The organism is Streptomyces sp. XM4193 (genome assembly GCF_023072595.1).
GTDB lineage: Bacteria > Actinomycetota > Actinomycetes > Streptomycetales > Streptomycetaceae > Streptomyces.
Genome location: NZ_JALLGK010000006.1, coordinates 289,988 through 309,781, shown reverse-complemented (window position 1 = coordinate 309,781; position 19,794 = coordinate 289,988). Strand labels below are relative to the sequence as shown.

General features: G+C 73.7%; 19 protein-coding genes. 14 read left to right on the top strand and 5 right to left on the bottom strand.

The features are described 5' to 3' along the window. Positions 1 to 455 precede the first annotated feature (455 nt). The 3 genes from MTQ01_RS18170 to MTQ01_RS18160 are packed head-to-tail and all read left to right on the top strand — an operon-like array spanning position 456 to position 3,401. Positions 456 to 1,445: a hypothetical protein gene (locus MTQ01_RS18170; protein WP_247491628.1), complete on the top strand. Its 990-nt coding sequence runs from the start codon at positions 456 to 458 to the stop codon at positions 1,443 to 1,445. After that, positions 1,442 to 2,602 (top strand): type VII secretion-associated serine protease mycosin, encoded by a 1,161-nt coding sequence (mycP, locus tag MTQ01_RS18165; protein ID WP_247491626.1) that lies wholly within the window; start codon positions 1,442 to 1,444, stop codon positions 2,600 to 2,602. The genes MTQ01_RS18170 and mycP overlap by 4 nt, the downstream gene beginning before the upstream one ends. A 43-nt stretch (positions 2,603 to 2,645) precedes the next feature. Further along, complete coding sequence (locus tag MTQ01_RS18160) at positions 2,646 to 3,401, top strand: SseB family protein (protein ID WP_247491625.1); 756 nt, start codon at positions 2,646 to 2,648, stop codon at positions 3,399 to 3,401. A gap of 69 nt (positions 3,402 to 3,470) precedes the next feature. Here the strand turns inward: MTQ01_RS18160 and MTQ01_RS18155 are convergent, their stop codons facing one another. Next, positions 3,471 to 3,851, bottom strand: coding sequence for a DUF1844 domain-containing protein (locus MTQ01_RS18155; protein ID WP_247491624.1), 381 nt, complete (start codon positions 3,849 to 3,851; stop codon positions 3,471 to 3,473). 558 nt (positions 3,852 to 4,409) lie between these two features. On the opposite strand from MTQ01_RS18155, the gene infC reads away from it, so the two are divergent. From infC to pheT, 7 genes are all read left to right on the top strand, one after another. Further along, entirely contained in the window at positions 4,410 to 5,087 is a 678-nt protein-coding gene (gene infC, locus MTQ01_RS18150) for a translation initiation factor IF-3 (RefSeq protein ID WP_247491623.1), read from the top strand. Positions 5,088 to 5,225: 138 nt separating this feature from the next. Next, positions 5,226 to 5,420: a 50S ribosomal protein L35 gene (rpmI, locus tag MTQ01_RS18145; protein ID WP_211040515.1), complete on the top strand. Its 195-nt coding sequence runs from the start codon at positions 5,226 to 5,228 to the stop codon at positions 5,418 to 5,420. A gap of 110 nt (positions 5,421 to 5,530) precedes the next feature. Beyond that, positions 5,531 to 5,914, top strand: a complete 384-nt coding sequence (gene rplT / locus MTQ01_RS18140; protein WP_232267269.1) for a 50S ribosomal protein L20 — start codon at positions 5,531 to 5,533, stop codon at positions 5,912 to 5,914. Positions 5,915 to 6,000: 86 nt separating this feature from the next. Next, positions 6,001 to 6,873, top strand: coding sequence for an RNA methyltransferase (locus tag MTQ01_RS18135; RefSeq protein ID WP_247491622.1), 873 nt, complete (start codon positions 6,001 to 6,003; stop codon positions 6,871 to 6,873). 70 nt (positions 6,874 to 6,943) lie between these two features. Continuing rightward, positions 6,944 to 8,182 (top strand): PAS domain-containing sensor histidine kinase, encoded by a 1,239-nt coding sequence (locus tag MTQ01_RS18130; protein WP_247491621.1) that lies wholly within the window; start codon positions 6,944 to 6,946, stop codon positions 8,180 to 8,182. Positions 8,183 to 8,357: 175 nt separating this feature from the next. Beyond that, complete coding sequence (pheS, locus tag MTQ01_RS18125; protein ID WP_247491620.1) at positions 8,358 to 9,518, top strand: phenylalanine--tRNA ligase subunit alpha; 1,161 nt, start codon at positions 8,358 to 8,360, stop codon at positions 9,516 to 9,518. Further along, positions 9,518 to 12,058, top strand: a complete 2,541-nt coding sequence (gene pheT / locus MTQ01_RS18120; RefSeq protein ID WP_247491619.1) for a phenylalanine--tRNA ligase subunit beta — start codon at positions 9,518 to 9,520, stop codon at positions 12,056 to 12,058. The genes pheS and pheT overlap by 1 nt, the downstream gene beginning before the upstream one ends. A gap of 111 nt (positions 12,059 to 12,169) precedes the next feature. Here the strand turns inward: pheT and MTQ01_RS18115 are convergent, their stop codons facing one another. Next, complete coding sequence (locus MTQ01_RS18115; RefSeq protein WP_247491618.1) at positions 12,170 to 13,033, bottom strand: 3-hydroxybutyryl-CoA dehydrogenase; 864 nt, start codon at positions 13,031 to 13,033, stop codon at positions 12,170 to 12,172. 287 nt (positions 13,034 to 13,320) lie between these two features. Between MTQ01_RS18115 and MTQ01_RS18110 the strand changes: the two genes are divergently transcribed. Beyond that, a complete protein-coding gene (locus MTQ01_RS18110) occupies positions 13,321 to 14,547 on the top strand; it encodes a glycoside hydrolase family 10 protein (RefSeq protein WP_247491616.1) in 1,227 nt (408 codons plus the stop codon). A 129-nt stretch (positions 14,548 to 14,676) separates the two neighbouring features. Here the strand turns inward: MTQ01_RS18110 and MTQ01_RS18105 are convergent, their stop codons facing one another. Beyond that, a complete protein-coding gene (locus MTQ01_RS18105; protein ID WP_247491615.1) occupies positions 14,677 to 14,877 on the bottom strand; it encodes a DUF1918 domain-containing protein in 201 nt (66 codons plus the stop codon). Between the two features lie 108 nt (positions 14,878 to 14,985). Further along, positions 14,986 to 16,092 (bottom strand): DMT family transporter, encoded by a 1,107-nt coding sequence (locus MTQ01_RS18100; protein ID WP_308294413.1) that lies wholly within the window; start codon positions 16,090 to 16,092, stop codon positions 14,986 to 14,988. Between MTQ01_RS18100 and MTQ01_RS18095 the strand changes: the two genes are divergently transcribed. The 3 genes from MTQ01_RS18095 (at position 16,091) to MTQ01_RS18085 (ending at position 18,625) form a co-directional block, all read left to right on the top strand. Then, positions 16,091 to 17,545, top strand: a complete 1,455-nt coding sequence (locus MTQ01_RS18095; protein ID WP_247491613.1) for a PLP-dependent aminotransferase family protein — start codon at positions 16,091 to 16,093, stop codon at positions 17,543 to 17,545. The two genes, MTQ01_RS18100 and MTQ01_RS18095, sit on opposite strands and share 2 nt — an antisense overlap. A gap of 309 nt (positions 17,546 to 17,854) precedes the next feature. After that, positions 17,855 to 18,421, top strand: a complete 567-nt coding sequence (locus MTQ01_RS18090) for a histidine phosphatase family protein (protein WP_247491610.1) — start codon at positions 17,855 to 17,857, stop codon at positions 18,419 to 18,421. A gap of 63 nt (positions 18,422 to 18,484) precedes the next feature. Beyond that, positions 18,485 to 18,625 carry a hypothetical protein gene (locus MTQ01_RS18085; protein ID WP_247491609.1) on the top strand — a complete coding sequence of 47 codons (141 nt, stop codon included), beginning with the start codon at positions 18,485 to 18,487 and terminating at the stop codon, positions 18,623 to 18,625. A gap of 168 nt (positions 18,626 to 18,793) precedes the next feature. Here the strand turns inward: MTQ01_RS18085 and MTQ01_RS18080 are convergent, their stop codons facing one another. Next, positions 18,794 to 19,744 carry a phosphotransferase gene (locus MTQ01_RS18080; protein WP_247491608.1) on the bottom strand — a complete coding sequence of 317 codons (951 nt, stop codon included), beginning with the start codon at positions 19,742 to 19,744 and terminating at the stop codon, positions 18,794 to 18,796. Positions 19,745 to 19,794: the final 50 nt, after the last annotated feature.

The window sequence follows — 19,794 nt, the reverse complement described above, 5'->3', positions numbered from 1 at the left end:
AGACCCCGCCCGCCGGTACGGGCGCGTCGGGCGGGACTGCGCGCAGTGCTCCGCCCGCCCGTCGGCCGGAGGTCCCCCGGTCCGCGGCGGGCCCCGCCGCCCCGCCCAAGTCCGCGCCCAAGTCCCCGCCCGGGTCCGCGCCGAAGACCCCGCCCGGGTCCGCGCCCAAGTCCCCGCCCCGTTCCTCGTCCACGACCTCGCCCGCCTCCGCGGTCGCCGGTCGCGCGGAGCGGCCCAAGTCCCCGCCGGTACCTGCGGAGCCGCCCTCCGTACCGACGTCGCGCGATGACGCGCCGGCCGCGCCGAGCGGCCCGCCACCCGCCGTACCGCCCTCCTCCGCGCCCGAGCCCGCACCGGCGGCAGCCGGGTCCGAGACGCCCAACTCCCCGCCTGGGGCGGCCGGTTCACGGCCAGAGGCGCCCAAATCGCCGCCCGCCGCCCGGAAGTCCGCGCCGGTGCCGCCCGACTCCCCTCCCGCGGCGGCCGGTTCGCACGCGGCGGTTGGTGAGCGCCCCAAGTCGGCCCGCACCGCCGTCCGTTCGGCCGGCGCTCCGGCCGGGCCGCTGCCGCCGCGACCGGACACCGCGCCGTTCGGCGAGCCCGCGTACCACCCCGACGGCCCGATGCCGCCGCCCGCCCCGCCGCGCACCGATCCGCCGGCGACCCAGGGCGCGCCTCCGCCCTGGTACCGCCGACTGCCCACCGGACGGCCGCGGTTCGCCGCCGCGGCGCTGTGCATGGTGCTGGGGGCCGGGCTGCTGGGCGGGGCCGCGGCCGGCACCTGGATGACCGGCTCCGAGGACTCCGGGCCGACCGGCTTCCGCGCCGCCGGGAACCTGTGGCGGGAGACCCCCGTCGACGAGCTGTTCCCGCGCAATCTCCCCGGCGACGGCGCGGGCCCCGGCGGCGCCGACCGGCGCTGGATCCGGCTGGCGGCCGCCCCGGACAGCACCTGCGAGGGCGCCTTCGACGAGCTGCTGAGCAAGGTGCTCTCACCCGTCGGCTGCCGCCGCCTGGTGCGCGCCACCTACCTCGACGAGACCTCCAGCACCGTCACCACCGTGGGCATGGTCTTCACCAGAGCGGGGGCGGGCGGCATGGACAAGCTCCGCAACCGCTTCGCCACCGAGAACCTCACCCAGCGCACCGACCTGATGCCGCGCACCCACCCCGTGCGCGGCACCCTCGCCGCCGACTTCGGCGACGCCCAGCGCGCCAGCTGGACCATCCGCGTCCTGACCGACGCACCCGTCGTGGTGTTCGCCGTCAGCGGGTTCGCCGACGGCCGTGCCGTCAGCGATCCGCAACCGGCCGGCGACGCCACCCGCAAGGGCCAGAAGACCGCACCCGCGCAGGCCGGACTGGGCCACGACGCGCAGGGCATCGCCGACCGCGTGGAGCGGGGCGTACGCAGGACCGTCGCGGACACCGTGGAGGACGAATGACCGCCCGTCGGGCCACCGTGGCGACGCTGGTCGCCGCGCTGCTGCTGGTGCTGCCGATGCCCGCGGCGCAGGCGGACAACATTCGCGACCGCCAGTGGGCGCTGGAGGTGGTCGGGGCCCAGGAGGCGTGGAAGACCACCAAGGGCGAGGGCGTGACCGTCGCCGTGCTGGACACCGGTGTGGACGCCGAACACCCGGACCTGCGCGGCGCGGTGCTCGGCGGCAAGGACGTCGTCGGCTTCGGCGCCGCCCGCGGGGACGCGGCCTGGGCCAAGCACGGCACCGCGATGGCTGGCATCATCGCCGGCCGCGGGCACGGGCCGGGCCGTGGCAACGGCGTGCTCGGCGTCGCCCCGGAGGCGGACGTCCTCCCGGTCCGCGTACTGCTCGAACAGGACGACCCGCAGCGCAAGAAGGCGCGTTCCACCAGGGCGGGCGCGCTGGCCGAGGGTATCCGCTGGGCCACCGACCAGGGTGCCGACGTCATCAACCTCTCCCTGGGGGACGACAGCGCCTCGGCCGAGCCCGACCCCAAGGAGGACGCGGCGGTCCGCTACGCCCTGAGCAAGGGCGTCGTCGTGGTGGCCTCCGCCGGAAACGGCGGCGAGAAGGGGGACCCGGTCTCCTACCCGGCCGCCTACCCCGGAGTCATCGCGGTGACCGCGGTGGACCGGTACGGGGTCAGGGCCGCCTTCTCCACCCGCCGCTGGTACGCGACCGTCAGCGCGCCGGGCAAGAGCGTCGTGATGGCCGACCCGGACACCCGCTACTACCAGGGCTGGGGCACCAGCGTGGCCGCCGCGATGGTCTCCGGCACCGCGGCGCTGGTCCGCGCGGCGCACCCCGACCTGAGCCCCACCCAGGTCCGCACCCTGCTCGCGGACACGGCGGACAAGACCCCCGCCGGTGGCCGCAGCGACGCGCTCGGCACCGGCGTGGTGGACGCGGCAGCGGCCCTTGAGGTGGGCGCCTCGATCGAGGCGGAGGCCCAGCGCCCGGTCGCCGAGCCGTACGCCGAGAAGTACTTCGGCAGCGGCCCGGAGCGCACCGAGACCTCCACCGCCTGGCTCGCCCCGACAGCCGCCGCGCTCGGCGCGCTCTTCGTCGCCGTGGCGGTCTTCCTCTACCGCGGTACGGGCGGGCTCCGCCGCTACTGAACCCGGCCGCCCCGCCGGCCCCCGGCGCGGCTACGCTCCTCGGGTGGCGCTCAAGAACATTCCCGACTCCGGCTTCTCCGACGACGACGGGTCCGCGGACCCGGAGTTGGCCCGCGCACTCGCGGCCTGGCACCAGGACCGCGCCGCGGAGCCGCGGCTGCTCGCCGCGCTGGCCCGTGCGCGGCTGCTGGTGCCCGTCGTCGCGGTGCTCGGCGAGGCCGAGACCGGCCCCGACGGGCTGCGCCGGGACAAGAGCAGCGACATGGCCGTACCGACCCTGACCGCGCCCGGCGGTCGACGGGCGCTGCCGGCGTTCACCTGCACCGAGAACCTCGCCCGCTGGCGCGCCGACGCCCGCCCGGTGGCGGTGCCGCTGCACCAGGCGCTGCGCGCCACGGTCCAGGAGGGCGCGGACACTCTGGTGCTCGATCTGGCGGGGCCGGTCACCTACCAGCTGAGCGGCGCTGCGCTGCGCGCGCTGGCCCAGGGCCGCACCGAGGTGGGCGACCCGCTGCGGGACGCCGCGGTGCACCGGGCGCTGCGGGAGGTGCTGTCGACCGAGCCCGGGGTGCGCGCGGCCACTCTCGGCGCCGGCCGGGACAGCGACGGCACCCTCGCACTGCAGCTCGACGAGGCCGCGGACGCCGCGGACGCCGCGGACGCCGGCCGGGTGGTGCGGCGGCTGGCCGGGGCGCTCGCCGCGGACCCGACGCTGCGTGAGCGGCTGGTGCGCGGACTGGATCTCGCCCTGCTGCCCGCGGACGGCAGGCTGCCCGGCGACCCCGTCTACACCCGCTGACGTTCCGCCCCGACGTTCCCGTCCCTCACGTTCCGGTCCCGGGCCGGCACGTTCTCCCGCGCGGCCGGCTCAGCCGTGGACGGGACCGGTGTACTTCTCACCGGGGCCCTGACCGGGCTCGTCCGGCACGGTGGACGCCTCGCGGAAGGCCAGCTGGAGCGACTTCAGCCCGTCCCGCAGCGGCGCGGCGTGGTACGAGCCGATCTCGGTGGCGCCGGCGGTGACCAGCCCGGCGAGGGCGTGGATCAGCTTGCGGGCCTCGTCCAGGTCCTTGTGCTGCTCGCCCTCCTCGGCGAGGCCCAGGTTGACCGCGGCGGAACTCATGAGGTGCACGGCGACGGTGGTGATCACCTCGACGGCGGGGACATCGGCGATGTCCCGGGTCATCGCGTCGAACTGGGCGGTCTCGCCCTCGGGCGAGTCCTGCGGCTGGGGTGTGGCGTCGGTCATGGCTCTCTCGTCTCGTCCGGCCGCGGCGACGGCGGTGCGGACGGTCTGTGCGCGGCGGTCGGGCGGATGCGCCCGGGGGACGACGTCAGCCTAGGCGAGTGCGTCCGGACCTCCGCGCCCGGCACCGACGCCCCGACGCCGGCCCGGAGATGCGCGTCGCCGCGAGAAGCGCGCGCCCGTGCACGCCGCGCGCGGACGGGGCGCGGGATCCGGACGGGCGCGCGTGCGGCGTGCGGAGGAGGGGCGCGCGAGGCGTGCGGGCCGGGCGCACCGGGCGCGTACGGGGGTGGCTCCGACCGTCCGGCGGGTGTTGTAGCATGGAGTCCGACCGGTTGGGCATCACTGTGCCCGGCCCTCAAGTGGAGGCTCCAAGCTCCCACCTGATCGACCCCCGGGTCGGCAGGTCAAAGGTCAGACCGCGCCCCGCGAGACCGTGGTGGTGCTCCGTCTGTAGGAGCCCTCACCTGTGTCCTCGTCCGGGGCGTTTTGTGCGTCACGGGTGCCGCGAGGCGGTCGATCGAACAGACGTTGTGCGGCTGTCCGCCAGACAACCGCGCGGTGCTAATCCGAGGAGGCCTCATCAGCGCCGAGCCCCGTATCAACGACCGGATTCGCGTCCCCGAGGTGCGACTCGTCGGTCCCAGTGGCGAGCAGGTCGGCATCGTGCCGCTCGCGAAGGCACTGGAGCTCGCCCAGGAGTACGACCTCGACCTCGTCGAGGTCGCCGCGAACGCGCGGCCCCCCGTGTGCAAGCTCATGGACTACGGGAAGTTCAAGTACGAGTCGGCCATGAAGGCCCGTGAGGCGCGCAAGAACCAGGCGCACACGGTCATCAAGGAGATGAAGCTCCGGCCGAAGATCGACCCGCACGACTACGACACCAAAAAGGGTCACGTCGTCCGGTTCCTCAAGCAGGGTGACAAGGTCAAGATCACGATCATGTTCCGCGGTCGTGAGCAGTCCAGGCCGGAGCTCGGCTTCCGACTGCTGCAGAGGCTCGCGGAGGACGTCCAGGACCTGGGCTTCGTGGAGTCCAACCCGAAGCAGGACGGCCGAAACATGATCATGGTTCTCGGCCCGCACAAGAAGAAGACCGAGGCCATGGCCGAGGCTCGTGAGGCGCAGGCGGCCCGCAAGGCGGAGCGGCAGCGCGGCACCGAGTCGGCCGACGCGCCGGAGTCCGCCGAGGCGCCCGAGGCGGTCGAGGCACCCGAGCAGGAGCCCGCCGAGGCGTGAGCCTTCTCCGGAGAGCCGGGCGCGAGCCCGGCCGACCGGAACACAGTACGAAGACAGCTGACGTTTCCGCCTGCCGGAGCCGCTGGCACAGCGCGCAGGACGGGCGGAAACGCCACCGACGAGGAGAGAACGGCGACCATGCCGAAGAACAAGACGCACAGTGGTGCGAGCAAGCGCTTCAAGATCACCGGCTCCGGCAAGGTGATGCGCCAGCGCGCCGGCCGCCGCCACCTTCTCGAGCACAAGCCGTCCACGCTGACGCGTCGCCTTGCGGGCAAGACCCAGATGGCTCCTGCCGACGCCAAGAAGATCAAGAAGCTTCTCGGCAAGTGAGCCGGCTGCCGCCCGTGCGTGGACACGCACCGGGGCGGCAGCAGAACCGGGACCCCATCGATTTCCGGGTCGGATGAGTCAACTCCGGCCCCGCTTCAAGGAGTTAACACGTGGCACGCGTCAAGCGGGCGGTAAACGCCCACAAGAAGCGCCGGGCGATCCTCGAGCAGGCCAGCGGCTACCGCGGTCAGCGTTCGCGCCTCTACCGCAAGGCCAAGGAGCAGGTCACCCACTCCTTCGTCTACAACTACAACGACCGCAAGAAGCGCAAGGGCGACTTCCGTCAGCTGTGGATCCAGCGGATCAACGCCGCTGCCCGCGCCAACGGCATCACCTACAACCGCTTCATCCAGGGTCTGAAGGCAGCCGAGGTCGAGGTCGACCGCAAGATGCTCGCCGACCTCGCGGTCAACGACCCGAACGCGTTCGCCGCGCTCGTCGAGGTCGCGCAGAAGGCGCTCCCGAGCGACGTCAACGCCCCGAAGGCCGCCTGAGCCAGAGGACGTTCCTCAGCTGACCCGCAGGCCACCGCGCCTGCGGGTCAGCTTTGTTCCCGACCGGAAGCGAGTACGCCCCCGCCATGGCCCCGGACGAGCCGATCTCTCCGCGCAACCCGCACGTCGTCGCAGCCAGGCGTCTGGCGCGCCGCAACTTCCGCAGCAAGGAGCGGCGCTTCCTGGCAGAGGGACCGCAGGCCGTGCGCGAGGCGGTGGCGCACCGTCGCTCCGGTGAGGACGGCGCCGAACTGCCCGTTCTGACCGAGCTGTTCACCACGGCCGAGGCCGCCGAGCGGTACGCCGACATCGTCGACCGGGCCGCGGAGAGCGGCGCGCGCGTCTGCCTCGCCTCGGACGCCACCATGGCCGACATCTCCCAGACCGTCTCGCCGCAGGGCCTGATCGGTGTCTGCCGCTTCCTGGACTCGCCCTTCGAGCAGATCCTCGCCGCCCGGCCGCGTCTGGTCGCCGTGCTCGCGCACGTCCGCGACCCGGGCAACGCGGGCACCGTGCTGCGCTGTGCGGACGCGGCCGGCGCCGACGCGGTGGTGCTGACGGACGCCTCGGTGGACCTCTACAACCCCAAGTCGGTACGGGCCTCGGTCGGTTCGCTCTTCCATCTTCCGGTCGCCGTCGGCGTCCCGGTGGAGCGCGCCGTCGAGGGGCTGCGCGCCCACGGCGTACGAGTGCTGGCGGCCGACGGCGGTGCGGGCGCCGCGGACCTGGACGACGAGCTCGATCGCGGCACCATGGGCGAGCCGACCGCATGGATCTTCGGCAACGAGGCGTGGGGCCTGCCCGAGGAGACCAGGGCGCTGGCCGACCGGGTCGTCGGGGTCCCGATCCACGGCCGCGCCGAGAGCCTCAACCTGGCCACCGCCGCAGCCGTCTGCCTCTACGCCTCCGCGCGAGCACAGCGCGCCTCCGGAGGGTGCCGCTCTGTCACCTCCAGCTAGTAGGGTGACGTGACCTGCGGGCCCGCAGCGCGGTTCGTACCGCGGGCCGTACGGCGGGGGTGAGTGGGGGGTGGACGTGGGGACGTCACACGGGGCGCGAGGGGCGGAGCAGACTCCCGCCCCCGGCGAGCCGGCCGGTGGGACCGCCCGGTTCGAGGCGCACGCGGGCACATCCGGCGACGCCGGGCGGCAGGGGGAGTGCGCCGTCACTCCCGACGATCTGCCGGACGGCCTGGTCATCGCCGATCCGCAGGGCCGGGTGGTCTGCTTCAACGCCGCAGCCGCCCGCATCACCGAACTGCACCCGGCCAGCGCGCTGGGCCTGCCGATAGAGCGCGTGCTGCCGCTGGAGGACATGGAGGGGCGCCGCTGGTGGCAGGTGACCGACCCGTACGGCGGCCTCGCCACCAGGACCAGGCAGCCCGAGCGCAATCTGCTGCTGCCCGGCGGCCGTGAAGTCCTGGTCTCCGCCAGCTACGTGCGGGAGTATCCGACCGGTCCGATACGTCGGCTGGTGGTCGCCGTCCGGGGCACCGAGGCGCGTCGTCGCGGCGAACGCGACCAGGCCGAACTGATCGCGACGGTCGCCCACGAGCTGCGCTCCCCGCTCACCTCCGTCAAGGGCTTCACGGCCACCCTGCTGGCCAAGTGGGAGCGGTTCACCGACGACCAGAAGCGTCTGATGCTGGAGACGGTGGACGCCGACGCCAACCGGGTCACCCGGCTGATCGCCGAGCTGCTGGACATCTCCCGGATCGACTCCGGTCGTCTGGAGGTGCGCAAGCAGCCGGTGGACATGGTCGCCGCGGTCCGGCGGCACGTCGAGGCGCACCGGGCCGGCGGGACGGCCGCCGAGCGGTTCGAGGTCCGGGTCGAGCCGTCGCTGCCCGCGCTGTGGGCCGATCCCGACAAGATCGACCAGGTGCTCGGCAACCTGCTGGAAAACGCGGTGCGGCACGGCGAGGGACCTGTCACCATCGAGGTCGCCCCGGCCGTGCTGGAGAGCCGTCCGGGCATGCGCCGCGAGCGTCGCGGCACGGGCTCCTCCGCGGGCCCGGTGCGCCGAGCCCAGGAGGGGACGACCGTGACGGTGAGCGATCGGGGCCCCGGTATTCCCGAGGAGTCGCTGGGCCGCGTCTTCACCCGCTTCTGGCGGGGCAGCAAGCGCGGCGGCACGGGCCTGGGGCTCTACATCGTCAAGGGCATCGTCGAGGCGCACGGCGGCACGATCACGGTCGGCCGCTCGCCCGCCGGCGGCGCGGAGTTCCGATTTACCCTGCCCGTGGGTGCCCCCGCCGTCCTCTCCTGAGGTTGCCAGCCAGCGGCGTACGGCGGCCCGCCCCACGGGCTTCCTCGCAGAGCAGTCCGTGTGCGCTGCCCTCGGTGACCTCTCCGCAGGGGCACTAGACTGCCTCCTTGGCACCTTTGGCGCCCATGTGTCACGGGGTATGCGCGCAGCCAGCCAATCGGAAGCACGGGAAGAGATGTCCGCACCCAATAAGTCGTACGACCCAGTCGAGGTCGCAGCACTGAAACCGGAAGCGATCGACCAGGCGCGGGACGAGGCGCTGTCGGCCATCGCCGCCGCCGGCGACCTCGAGGCGCTGCGGGAGGTCAAGATCGCCCACACCGGCGACCGCAGCCCGCTCTCGCTCGCCAACCGGGAGATCGGCGCCCTGCCGCCGCACGCGAAGGCGGAGGCGGGCAAGCGCGTCGGCCAGGCCCGCGGAGCGGTGGGCAAGGCGCTCGGAGCCCGCAAGGAGGAGCTGGAGGCAGAGCGCGACGAGCGGGTGCTCGTCGAGGAGGCGGTGGACGTCACCCTTCCCGGCGAGCGTGCGCCGCGCGGCGGCCGCCACCCGCTGACCACCCTCATGGAGCGCATCGAGGACGTCTTCGTCGCGATGGGCTACGAGGTCGCCGAGGGGCCCGAGGTCGAGGCGGAGTGGTTCAACTTCGACGCCCTCAACATCCGGCCGGACCACCCGGCGCGCACCATGCAGGACACCTTCTTCGTCGACTCGGGCCAGGAGCCCGCGGACGCGGCGGGTACGCGCGGCGGTTCGGCCGTCGGCGACTCCGGCATGGTGCTGCGCACCCACACCTCGCCGGTGCAGATCCGTTCGCTGCTCGACCGCGAGCCGCCGGTGTACGTGATCTGCCCGGGCAAGGTGTTCCGCACCGACGAGCTGGACGCCACCCACACGCCGGTCTTCCACCAGGTCGAGCTGCTCGCGGTGGACGAGGGCCTGACCATGGCGGACCTCAAGGGCACTCTGGACCACATGGTCCGGGCGCTGTTCGGCGGCGAGGGGATGAAGACCCGGCTGCGGCCGAACTACTTCCCCTTCACCGAGCCGTCCGCCGAGATGGACATGGTCTGCTACGTCTGCCGCGGCGAGTCCGTCGGCAACCCGGACCGCCCCTGTCGCACCTGCTCCTCCGAGGGCTGGATCGAGCTGGGCGGCTGCGGCATGGTCAACCCGAGGGTCCTGGTGGCCTGCGGCGTCGACCCGGAGAAGTACAGCGGATTCGCCTTCGGGTTCGGCATCGAGCGGATGCTGATGTTCCGCCACAACGTCGAGGACATGCGAGACATGGTCGAGGGTGACATCCGGTTCACCCAGCCGTTCGGGATGGAGATCTGATGCGCGCCCCGCTTTCCTGGCTGCGGGAGTACGTCGAGCTGCCCGAGGGGCAGACCGGTCGTGACGTGGCGGCCAAGCTCATCGCCGCGGGCCTGGAGGTCGAGACTGTCGAGCAGCTCGGCCAGGGCCTGAGCGGCCCGCTGGTGGTCGGCAAGGTGCTGGCCGTCGAGGAGCTGACGGAGTTCAAGAAGCCGATCCGCTGGTGTCAGGTCGACGTCGGCGACGCCAACGGCACCGGTGAGCCGCAGAACCTCATCTGCGGCGCCCGCAACTTCGCCGTCGGCGACAAGGTGGTCGTGGTGCTCCCGGGCGCCGAACTGCCCGGCGGTTTCAAGATCTCCGCGCGCAAGACCTACGGCAGGGTCTCCGAGGGCATGATCTGCTCGGCCGCCGAGCTGGGCATGGGCACGGACCACGACGGGATCATCGTCCTGCCGCCCGAGCACGAGGTCGGCAGCGATGCGATCGAGCTGCTGGAGCTGGTCGACGAGGTGCTGGACATCGCCGTCACCCCGGACCGCAGCTACTGCCTGTCGATGCGCGGCCTGGCCCGCGAGGCGGCCACCGCGTACGGCGTGCCGCTGCGCGATCCGGCGCTGATCGACACCCCCGCCGCCAACGAGCACGGCCCGGCCGTCGAGGTGGCCGACCCGGTCGGCTGCGACCGCTTCACCGCCCGTGCGGTGCACGGGGTGCGCCCCGAGGCGCGCTCGCCGATCTGGCTGCGGCGCAGGCTGGAGAAGGCGGGCATGCGCCCGATCTCGCTCGCCGTGGACATCACCAACTACGTGATGCTGGAGCTCGGTCAGCCGCTGCACGCCTACGACCGGTCCCGCCTTCGCGGCACCATCGGGGTGCGCCGTGCCGAGGCCGGCGAGAAGATCACCACCCTCGACGGCGCCGTGCGCGAGCTGGACCCCGAGGACCTGGTCATCACCGACGAGCGCGGCCCGATCGGGCTGGCCGGTGTGATGGGCGGTGCGGAGACCGAGATCGCGGACGCCGAGCAGGACGCGGAGACCGGCGAGGTGGCCGGCACCCGCGAGATCGTCGTCGAGGCCGCGCACTTCGACCCGGTCGCGGTGGCGCGCACCGCACGCCGGCACCGCCTCACCTCCGAGGCGTCCAAGCGCTTCGAGCGCGGTGTCGACCCGCAGGCCGCCTCGGCGGCGGCCCAGCGGGCGGTCGATCTGCTGGTGCTGCTGGCCGGCGCCAGCGCCGAGGCCGGTGTGACGGAGGTGGTGACCCCGGGCGGTCCGCGCACCGTGGTGATGGCCGCCGACCACCCCGACCGGGTGGCGGGTGTGGAGTACGGCCGGGAGGCCGTGGTCCGCAGGCTCCAGCAGGTGGGCTGCGACGTGTACGGCTCCGACGAGCTGACGGTCACCGTGCCCAGCTGGCGTCCCGACCTGAACGACCCCAACGACCTCGCGGAGGAGGTCATCCGGCTGGAGGGCTACGAGAGCCTGCCCTCCACGCTCCCCAGGCCGCCGGCGGGCCGCGGGCTCACCGAGAGCCAGCGCGCCCACCGCAGGGTGGGCCGGGCACTGGCGGCCGAGGGGTACACCGAGGCGCTGAGCTACCCGTTCGTCGGCGACGGCGTCTTCGACCGGCTGCGGCTGGCCGAGGACGACCCGGCACGGCGCACGGTGCGCATCGTCAACCCCCTCTCCGACGAGGAGCCGCGGCTGCGCACGACGCTGCTGCCGGGCCTGTTCGGCGCGCTGCGCCGCAACGAGGGGCGGGGCGCGCAGAACGTGGCGCTCTTCGAGACCGGGCTGGTCTTCCACCCGCGTGCGGACGGGACGGCGGCCGTCGCCGACGCCTCGGCCGGGCTGTCCGCGGAGCGTCGGCCCAGCAACGAGGAGATCGCGGCGCTGGACGCGGCCCTGCCCGTGCAACCCCGGCACGCCGCCGTCGTGTTGAGCGGCGCGCGCGAGCTGGACGGCTGGTGGGGCAAGGGGCGTCAGGCGCTGTGGGCGGACGCCGTGGAGGCCGCGCGCACGGTCGCCCGTGCGCTCGGCGCCGAGCTGCGTGTCGGCCGCGGGGCGTACGGGCCGTGGCATCCGGGCCGTTGCGCCGCGCTGAGCGTGGTGGTGGACGGCGAGGAGCAGCTCGTCGGCCACGCCGGTGAGCTGCACCCGCGGGTGATCAAGGCGTTCGGCCTGCCCGCGGGTTCCGGCGCGATGGAGCTGGACCTGGACGCCGTGGAGCGGGCCGGCGGCCGGCTGGTGACGGCTCCCGCGGTGTCCACCTTCCCGGTGGCCACCCAGGACGTCGCGCTGGTCGTGGGGTCGGACGTCCCGGCGGCGGAGGTGGAGGCCGCGCTGCGCGAGGGCGCCGGCGAACTCCTGGAGTCGCTGCGGCTGTTCGACCTCTACACCGGTGAGCAGTTGGGCGGCGACGCCAAGTCGCTGGCGTACGCGCTGCGCTTCCGCGCGCCCGACCGCACGCTGACCGCGGAGGAGGTCGGTGCCGCCCGCGAGGCAGCGGTGGCGGTGGCCGCCGAGCGCACCGGAGCCGAGCTGCGCGGAGTCTGAGGCCGTCGGGCCGAAGTGCTCCGAGACGCACGAGAAGGGGTTCCCGATCGCCGATCGGGAACCCCTTCTCGTGTCGTGCGGGGCTGTCGTGCGCGGCGGCCCCGCCGGGTGTCAGCTGTCGTAGGAGTAGAAGCCCACGCCGGTCTTGCGGCCGTGGTGGCCGGCCTCCACCATCCGCTGGAGCAGCGGGGGAGCGGCGTACAGCGGCTCCTTGAACTCGTCGTAGAGCGAGTTCGCGATGGCCACGATGGTGTCCAGGCCCACCATGTCGGAGAGTCTGAGCGGGCCCATCGGGTGGGCGCAGCCGAGCTCCATGCCGTTGTCGATGTCCTCGCGGCCGGCCGCACCGCTCTCGTACATCCGGATCGCGGAGAGCAGGTACGGGACGAGCAGCGCGTTCACCACGAAGCCCGAGCGGTCCTGGGCGCGGATGGAGTGCTTGCCGAGGACGTTGGCGACCATGGCCTCGGCCCTGGCGACCGTGCCCTCGCTGGTGGTGAGGGCGGGGATCAGCTCCACCAGCTTCTGCACCGGGGCCGGGTTGAAGAAGTGGATGCCCATGACGTGGTCGGGGCGCGAGGTGGCGACCGCGAGCTTGACCAGCGGGATGGAGGAGGTGTTGGAGGCGAGGATCGCGTCCTGGCGGGTGACCACCTGGTCGAGCACCTGGAAGATCTCGGTCTTCACCTGCTCGTTCTCCACCACGGCCTCGATGACCAGATCGCGGTCGGCGAACTCGCCGAGATCGGTGGTGAAGGTGAGGCGCTCGGCGGTCGCGTCCCGCTCCTCCTCGGTGATCTTGCCGCGCTGGGCCGCGCGGTCGAGGGAGTTGAGCAGTCGGGTGCGTCCCAACTCAAGGGCCTCGCCGGTGGTCTCGGCGACCTTGACCTCGAGTCCGGCGCGGGCGCACACCTCGGCGATGCCGGCGCCCATCTGGCCGCAGCCCACCACTCCGACGCGTTCGATGTCGGTCACAACGTGCCTTTCGCTGGGTTTCCGGTCCGCGGCGCACTGCCGCGTCCAACCTCTGCCGTACGCGGTCGCGGCGCCTCGCCGCACGACGTTACCCGTCGGCGGCCGTCGTTGTACTGCCGGGTAGCCCAGTCGTCGCGCAGTTTCGCGCAGCTGTCGGTGAACACCCGTGTACGTGTCATGCGCCCTTCCCAGCGCCGGGCGGTACATGCTGTGCTCTGCACCACGCCGATCTGCCGGCGAACTCGGACGCAACAGCCGGCAACAGTCACGAACTGTCAGGGGGCAGTATGGGCCGCATCACTCGAAGGACCTTCGCGGCAGCAGCGGCCGGGGCCTTCTCCGGGCTGCTGACCGCCGTACCCGCGGTGGCGGCCGGCGCTCGGCCGGCCGACGGCGGCAGAGGCCGCGCAGCCGAGCTGCGCGGTGTGTGGATCGCCACCGTCGAGAACATCGACTGGCCGAGCAGCACCGGTCTCGAAGCAGCCGTCCAGCAGCGGGAGTTGATCGCCCATCTGGACACCGCGGTGGAGCGCCGGCTCAACACCGTCTACTTCCAGGTGCGGCCCACCGCCGACGCGCTCTGGCCCTCGCCGCACGAGCCGTGGTCCAAGGTGCTGACCGGCACCCAGGGGCAGGACCCGGGCTGGGACCCGCTGGCGTTCGCGGTGAAGGAGGCGCACGCGCGCGGACTTCAGCTGCACGCCTGGTTCAACCCCTACCGCGTCGCCAACTCCGAGGACCCGGCGCAGCTCTCGCCCGAGCACCCGGTGCGCAAGAACCCGGAGTGGGCGGTGCCCTACGGCGGCAAGCTCTACTACAACCCCGGACTGCCGCAGGTGCGGGAGTTCGTCACCAAGGCGATGCTGCACGCGGTCGACAACTACGACATCGACGGCGTGCACTGGGACGACTACTTCTACCCCTACCCGGTGGAGGGCGCGGTCTTCGACGACGACGCCACCTACGCCGAGCACGGCGGCGACTTCGACAACAAGGCGGACTGGCGCCGCCACAACATCGACCTGCTGGTGCGCGGGATGAAGGAGGCACTCGGCAAGCGCCGCGCGCCGCTGCCCTTCGGTGTCAGCCCCTTCGGCGTCTGGCGCAACAAGGCGACCGACCCGGAGGGTTCGGACACCAACGCCGGTGTGCAGACCTACGACGATCTGCACGCGGACTGCCGCAAGTGGGTGCGCGAGGGCTGGGTCGACTACATCACCCCGCAGCTCTACTGGCACATCGGCTTCACGGCCGCCGACTACGCCAAGCTGGTGCCCTGGTGGAACGAGGTCGTCCGCGGGACCGGAGTCGACCTCTACGTCGGCGAGGCGCTCTACAAGGTGGCCGATCCGGCCCAGCCGGAGCAGTGGCGCGATCCCGCCGAGCTGTCCCGCCATCTGACCTTCTGCGGCGACTACGACCAGGTCAAGGGGCACGCCTACTTCTCCGCCGTGCACGTGGCGAGCGACCCTCTCGGGGCGATGAGCCGCGTCGTGGACGATCACTACCGGTAGCCGTCGCACCGGCGCCGTCGGCAGCACCGACCCGTACGCGGTCGGGCCGCGGCGCCGGGCGCGCGTGCACATGCGCCGCCCGCCGCGCGGGGCCCCGGTCGTCGCGCGGCGGGCGGCGCACTGTCGTGCTCAGCCGCGTTCGTGGTCCGTTCCGCGCCGTACGACGCAGTCGGGTCCGGGGGACATCAACGTCTCGTGGCCGTCCTCGTAGCGCACCCGGTAGGGCGGTTCGCCGCCGCTGCCGAGGACTTCGACGATCTCGGCCACCTGGTCGCCGTGGCCGACCGTACGGCCGTGCACCAGCAGTTTGTCGCCGTTCTCCGCGTGCATGACGGGCCTCCTGCGCGAGCGGTGGGTGGGCCGGCACTTCCGCCGGCCGGGACTTCGCCGACTGTTCGGAGTGGGTTGCTCTCGAGTGAACGAGTCAGTCCATATCGGTCAATGTGCGTCGATGTTCGATTCTACTTTCCTCTCCCGGTGACGCCCCTCGGGTGACCCCGCGCCCGCTTCCGGGGCCGTGCGCTCTGTGGCTGCCGCCGGAGCCGTGCCCGCCGTCGGAGTCGTGCCCGCCGTTGGTGCCGTGTCCGCGGGGGTCGCGGGGGATCGCTGTGCGGGGGAGCCGCTGCGCTGCGTCACGACGATGCACGCCAGTACGCCCACCGCCGCAACCGGCGCGAGCGGCCCGAGGTGCTCGCCGACCAGCACGACCGACCACACCAGGGTGAGCAGGGGCTGGGCGAGCTGGAGTTGGCTGGCGCGTCCGACGCCGATCACCGACATTCCCCGGTACCAGACCACCAGGCCCAGCCACTGCGAACCGCAGGCCAGCCAGGCCAGGCCCGCCACCGTGCGCAGCGTCGGTTCCGCGGGCTCCAGGCTGAGCGCGACCAGCGCGGCGCAGACCGCGAACGGCAGCGCCACCGCCAGCGGCCAGCCGATGACCTGCCAGCCGGGCAGTTCGCGGGCGAGCCGGCCGCCCTCGCCGTACCCGGCGGCGCACACCAGCAGCGCGCCGAAGAGGAAGAGATCGCCGGTGGTCAGCCCGCCGCCGCTCTCCCAGAGCGCGAAGCCGCCCACGAGCAGTGCGCCCGCGACCGCCGCCGCCCAGAAGAGGGTGCTGTGGCGGATGCCGTGCCGCCAGGAGTTGTAGGCGGCCGTGGTGATGGGCAGCAGGCCGACGACCACCGCCGCGTGCGAGGTGCTGGAGGTCTGGAGTGCGAGCGTGGTCAGCAGCGGGAAGCCGAGGACCACGCCGCCGCCGACGGTCGCCAGTGCCGGCCAGTGTCGCCGCGCGGGCCGCCTCGCGCCCGCGAACCACAGGGTCGACGCGGCGAGGAGGCCGGCGAGTGCCATGCGCAGCGCGGTCGCGGACCAGGCGCCGAGCCCCTCCAGCGCCCAGGCGGTGGCGGGGAAGGTGAGGGAGAAGGCGATGACGCCGGTGGCCGCGAGCGCCGTGCCCCGGCGGTCGGAGAGTGTGCGCGACAGGGGCCCCGGCTCTGCTATTGCTATCGACTTGTGTGCGGTAGCGCTATCCTCTGCTCTCATGGGTCACAGTAGCAGCGTGCGCGATCTGGTGGATTCCCTCCGCTCGGAGCTGGGGCTTTACGCACCCGGTGGGAAGCTGCCGTCCAGTCGCGCTCTCATGGAGCGCTACCGTGTGAGTCCGGTGACCGTTACTCGTGCGCTGGCGCAGCTCGCTGCCGAGGGGCTGGTGGTCACCCGGCCCGGAGCGGGCGCCTTCCGTGCCGCCCCCGGGTCGGTGACGCCGCGTCCGCCGGCCGACACCTCCTGGCAGGAAGTGGCGCTCTCCGCCGAGTCCGCGCCGGACCAGGTGCCGCGCACGGTGGACGCCTCGGGGCTGCTCGCGACCCTGAGCACTCCGCCCGAGGGCGTCATCCCGCTGCACGGCGGCTATCTGCCGACCCGGCTCCAGCCCGAGCGGGCGATGGCCGCCGCGTTCGCCCGGGCGGCCCGGCGCCCCGGCGTGTGGGGGCCGCCGCCCCTGGAGGGCGTGGCCGAGCTGCGCGGCTGGTTCGCGCGGGAGATCGGCGGTGCGAGCGGGCCGCTGGACCCCTCCGACGTACTGGTCACCGCCGGCGGACAGAGCGCGATCACCACCGCGCTGCGCGCCCTGGCGCCGCCCGGGGCTCCGGTCCTGGTCGAGTCGCCGACGTACCCGGGGATGCTCGCGGTCGCGCGGGCCTCCGGTCTGCGGCCGGTCCCGGTGCCCGCCGACGCCGAGGGCGTGCGCCCGGATCTGCTGGCGCAGGCGTTCCGCGCGACCGGTGCCCGGGTGCTGCTGTGCCAGCCGCTGTTCCGCAACCCCGGCGGCGGAGTGCTCGCGCAATCCCGGCGGCGGCCGGTGCTGGCCGCCGCCCGCGCCGCCGGCGCCTTCGTCGTCGAGGACGACTACGCGCGGCGGCTGGTGCACGAGGACGCCGGCCCGCTGCCCCGTACGCTCGCGGCCGACGACGAGGACGGAGTGGTCGTCCACATCTGCTCGCTGACCAAGAGCACCTCGCCCAATCTGCGGATCGGCGCGCTCGCCGCCCGCGGCCCGGTCGTGGAACGGCTGCGGGCGATTCAGCTGGTCGACAGCTTCTATGTGCCGAGGCCCCTCCAGGAAGCGACGATCGAGCTGGTCGGTACGCCCGCGTGGCCGCGTCATCTGCGGGCGGTCGCCGCGGAGTTGAGGACGCGCCGGGAGGCGGCGGTCGCCGCGCTGCTGCGGATGGCGCCCGCGCTGCGGCTGGAGCACGTGCCGCGCGGGGGCTTCCATCTGTGGCTCGCGCTCCCCGGCGGGAGCGACGAGCAGGCCGTACTGGCGGCAGCCCTCGCCGAGGGGGTCGCGCTCGCCCCGGGACGCCCCTACTTCGCGGCCGAGGCGCCCGGACCGCACCTGCGGTTGAGCATCGCCACCCCCGACAGCGTCGGCGAGCTGACCGAGGGCATCGCCCGGCTCGCCGCGGCCTGCCGCCGGCTGGGCATCTCGGAGTGACCGCAGCCCCGGGGGGCTCGGCGTCGGTGTCGGCGTCGAGGTCGACAAGCCTGTACGCGGGTGCGGAGAACCGGCGGGTTCTCGGCGGGGCCGGTCCCGCCCTGCTCGCCGTACCGCGGCGCCGGTCCGCGGCTGTACGGGGATCCGGGCCGCCGCCGCGGGCACAGGTCGGCCCGGTGGGCGCGGTGCGCGACGCGAGGGCCGCGGTGCGCAAGGGCGCACGTTCGTTTCCGGCCAACCGCGTCCCGCCGGCTGCACGGCGCTGCGCGCGGTATCGAACATTCGGTCGCGCCGCCCTACGATCCGGCCATGCGCTGCCGTCTGACGCTGCTGACCGCTGCCCGCAGCTCCCCCCTGCTCGACGCACGCTTCGACGACGACCGACCGCTGGACCACGCCGGCTGGCAGGAGATCCACCACCGCGCGCCGGTGCTGCACGGACTCGCCGCCGCCGGGCTGCGCTACCGCTCGCCCACCGAACGGTGCCGCGAGACCGGCCATGCGCTGGGCCTCGCCCCGCTCGCCCAACCGGCCCTGCGCGACTGCGACATGGGCCGCTGGCGCGGTCGTACGCTGCGCGAGGTCGCCGCCGCCGAACCGGAGGCCTTCGACGCCTGGCTGGCAGACCCCCGGGCCGCTCCGCACGGCGGCGAGACACTGACCGGTTTCATCACCCGGATAGGCGGCTGGCTGGACACCCGGCCGCTGGAGGAGGACGGCTGGATGATGGCGGTCGCGGAACCCGCCGTCGTACGCGCCGCGCTCTGCTACGCGCTGCGCGTTCCCCCGGACACGTACTGGCGCATCGACGCGCACGCCCTGGCGACCGTCACCCTCACCGGCAGTCCGCGGAACTGGTGCCTGTCCTGTGACTGACCCGGGCCCGGCGCCGCCGAGGCCCTCCTGTCAGACCCGGAGCACTCCACTACGCTTTCAGCCATGTCCCGACACTCGCGCGAACCACTGTTCGTCTACTGGCGTTTCGGGGGCGGCTGGATCGTCAACCACCGCAACCCGCTCGGCCTGGCGTTCATCGTCGCGATCGCCTGCGGTCTGCTGCTCCTGCTGATCACGCTCTAGCCGCGCCGCCCGCGCCGGGCCCGCGAGCGGCCCGTCCACGAGCGACCGCACCCGGCCCGCGAGGGGCCCGTCCCACGGGCGACCGCACCCGGCCCGCGGGCACCCGTATCCACCGCCTCGCCGGGCGCGTGCCACCGCCGGTCGCGCCGTACTCCCGCGGGACGGCCGTCAGTCCGCCAGGCCGCCGGCGAACGGCATCGTCGGCCACTGCTCCAGCGCCGGCTTCAAGTAGTCCGCCAGCACGGGGAGTTGGGGCACGAGCGTGAGGGTGGCCACCACCCGCAACATGCCGACCGCATCGACGAAGCGCTGTACCCGCGGGTCCAGCGGGCGCAGGCCGTGGTGCCGAGCGCCCCGGTCGTACGCCGCGCCCAACTCCGCGCCGAGCGAGGCCAGGTCCCATTCGGCGGGGCCCAGGGTGATCAGCTCGAAGTCGGCGAAGCGGTGGCCGTCGACGCCCTGGAAGATGTTCGCGGGCGGGCAGTCGCCGTGCACCGGTTGCAGCTCCGCGCCCGGGAACGCCTCCTCGAACGCCGCGCGCGACCGCACCAGCGGCCCCAGCACCTCCCACTCCCGGCGCGCCCGCTCCAGCAGCGCGGGGTCGATCAGATCGGTGCGGCCCTCCAGCGCGGCCAGACTGTCCTCGACGTAGTCCGGTTCGGCGGCCGAGAGGAAGGGCAGCTCGCCCGGGTAGTCCCGAAGCGCCGCGTGCAGCTCGGCGGTGAGCTCGGCGTTCCTCGCGTAGTCGGGCTCCGCCTCCCGGTCCTCCTCCAGGAACTCCCAGAACGTCATGGAGAAGCCGCCGCGCTGCACCGGTTCGGCCGGGACCAGGGGGCTGGGCGGCACGACCGGCGTTCCGCGATCCGCCAGCCAGCGTGTGACCGCCAGTTCCTCGCGCTGGCGGCGGGCCAGCGCGAGGAGGTCGGTCGACTCCGGCAGCACGGTGGGGACCCGGGCCACCACCGGCGCGGGGGCGAGGTGGACGACCACGGAGAAGACGTCGTGCAGCACCCTGGCGTCCGTCACGGTCAGGCCCAGCTCCCGCCCGGCGGTCACGGCCGCCTCCACCGCGGCGGCGGTGCGGTCGGCGAGCTGCTTCGGAGTGGCGAAATCGGTCATGGCGCGATCCTTTCACGGCCGTTCGCGCACGTCCGAACCCCCGGACCTCG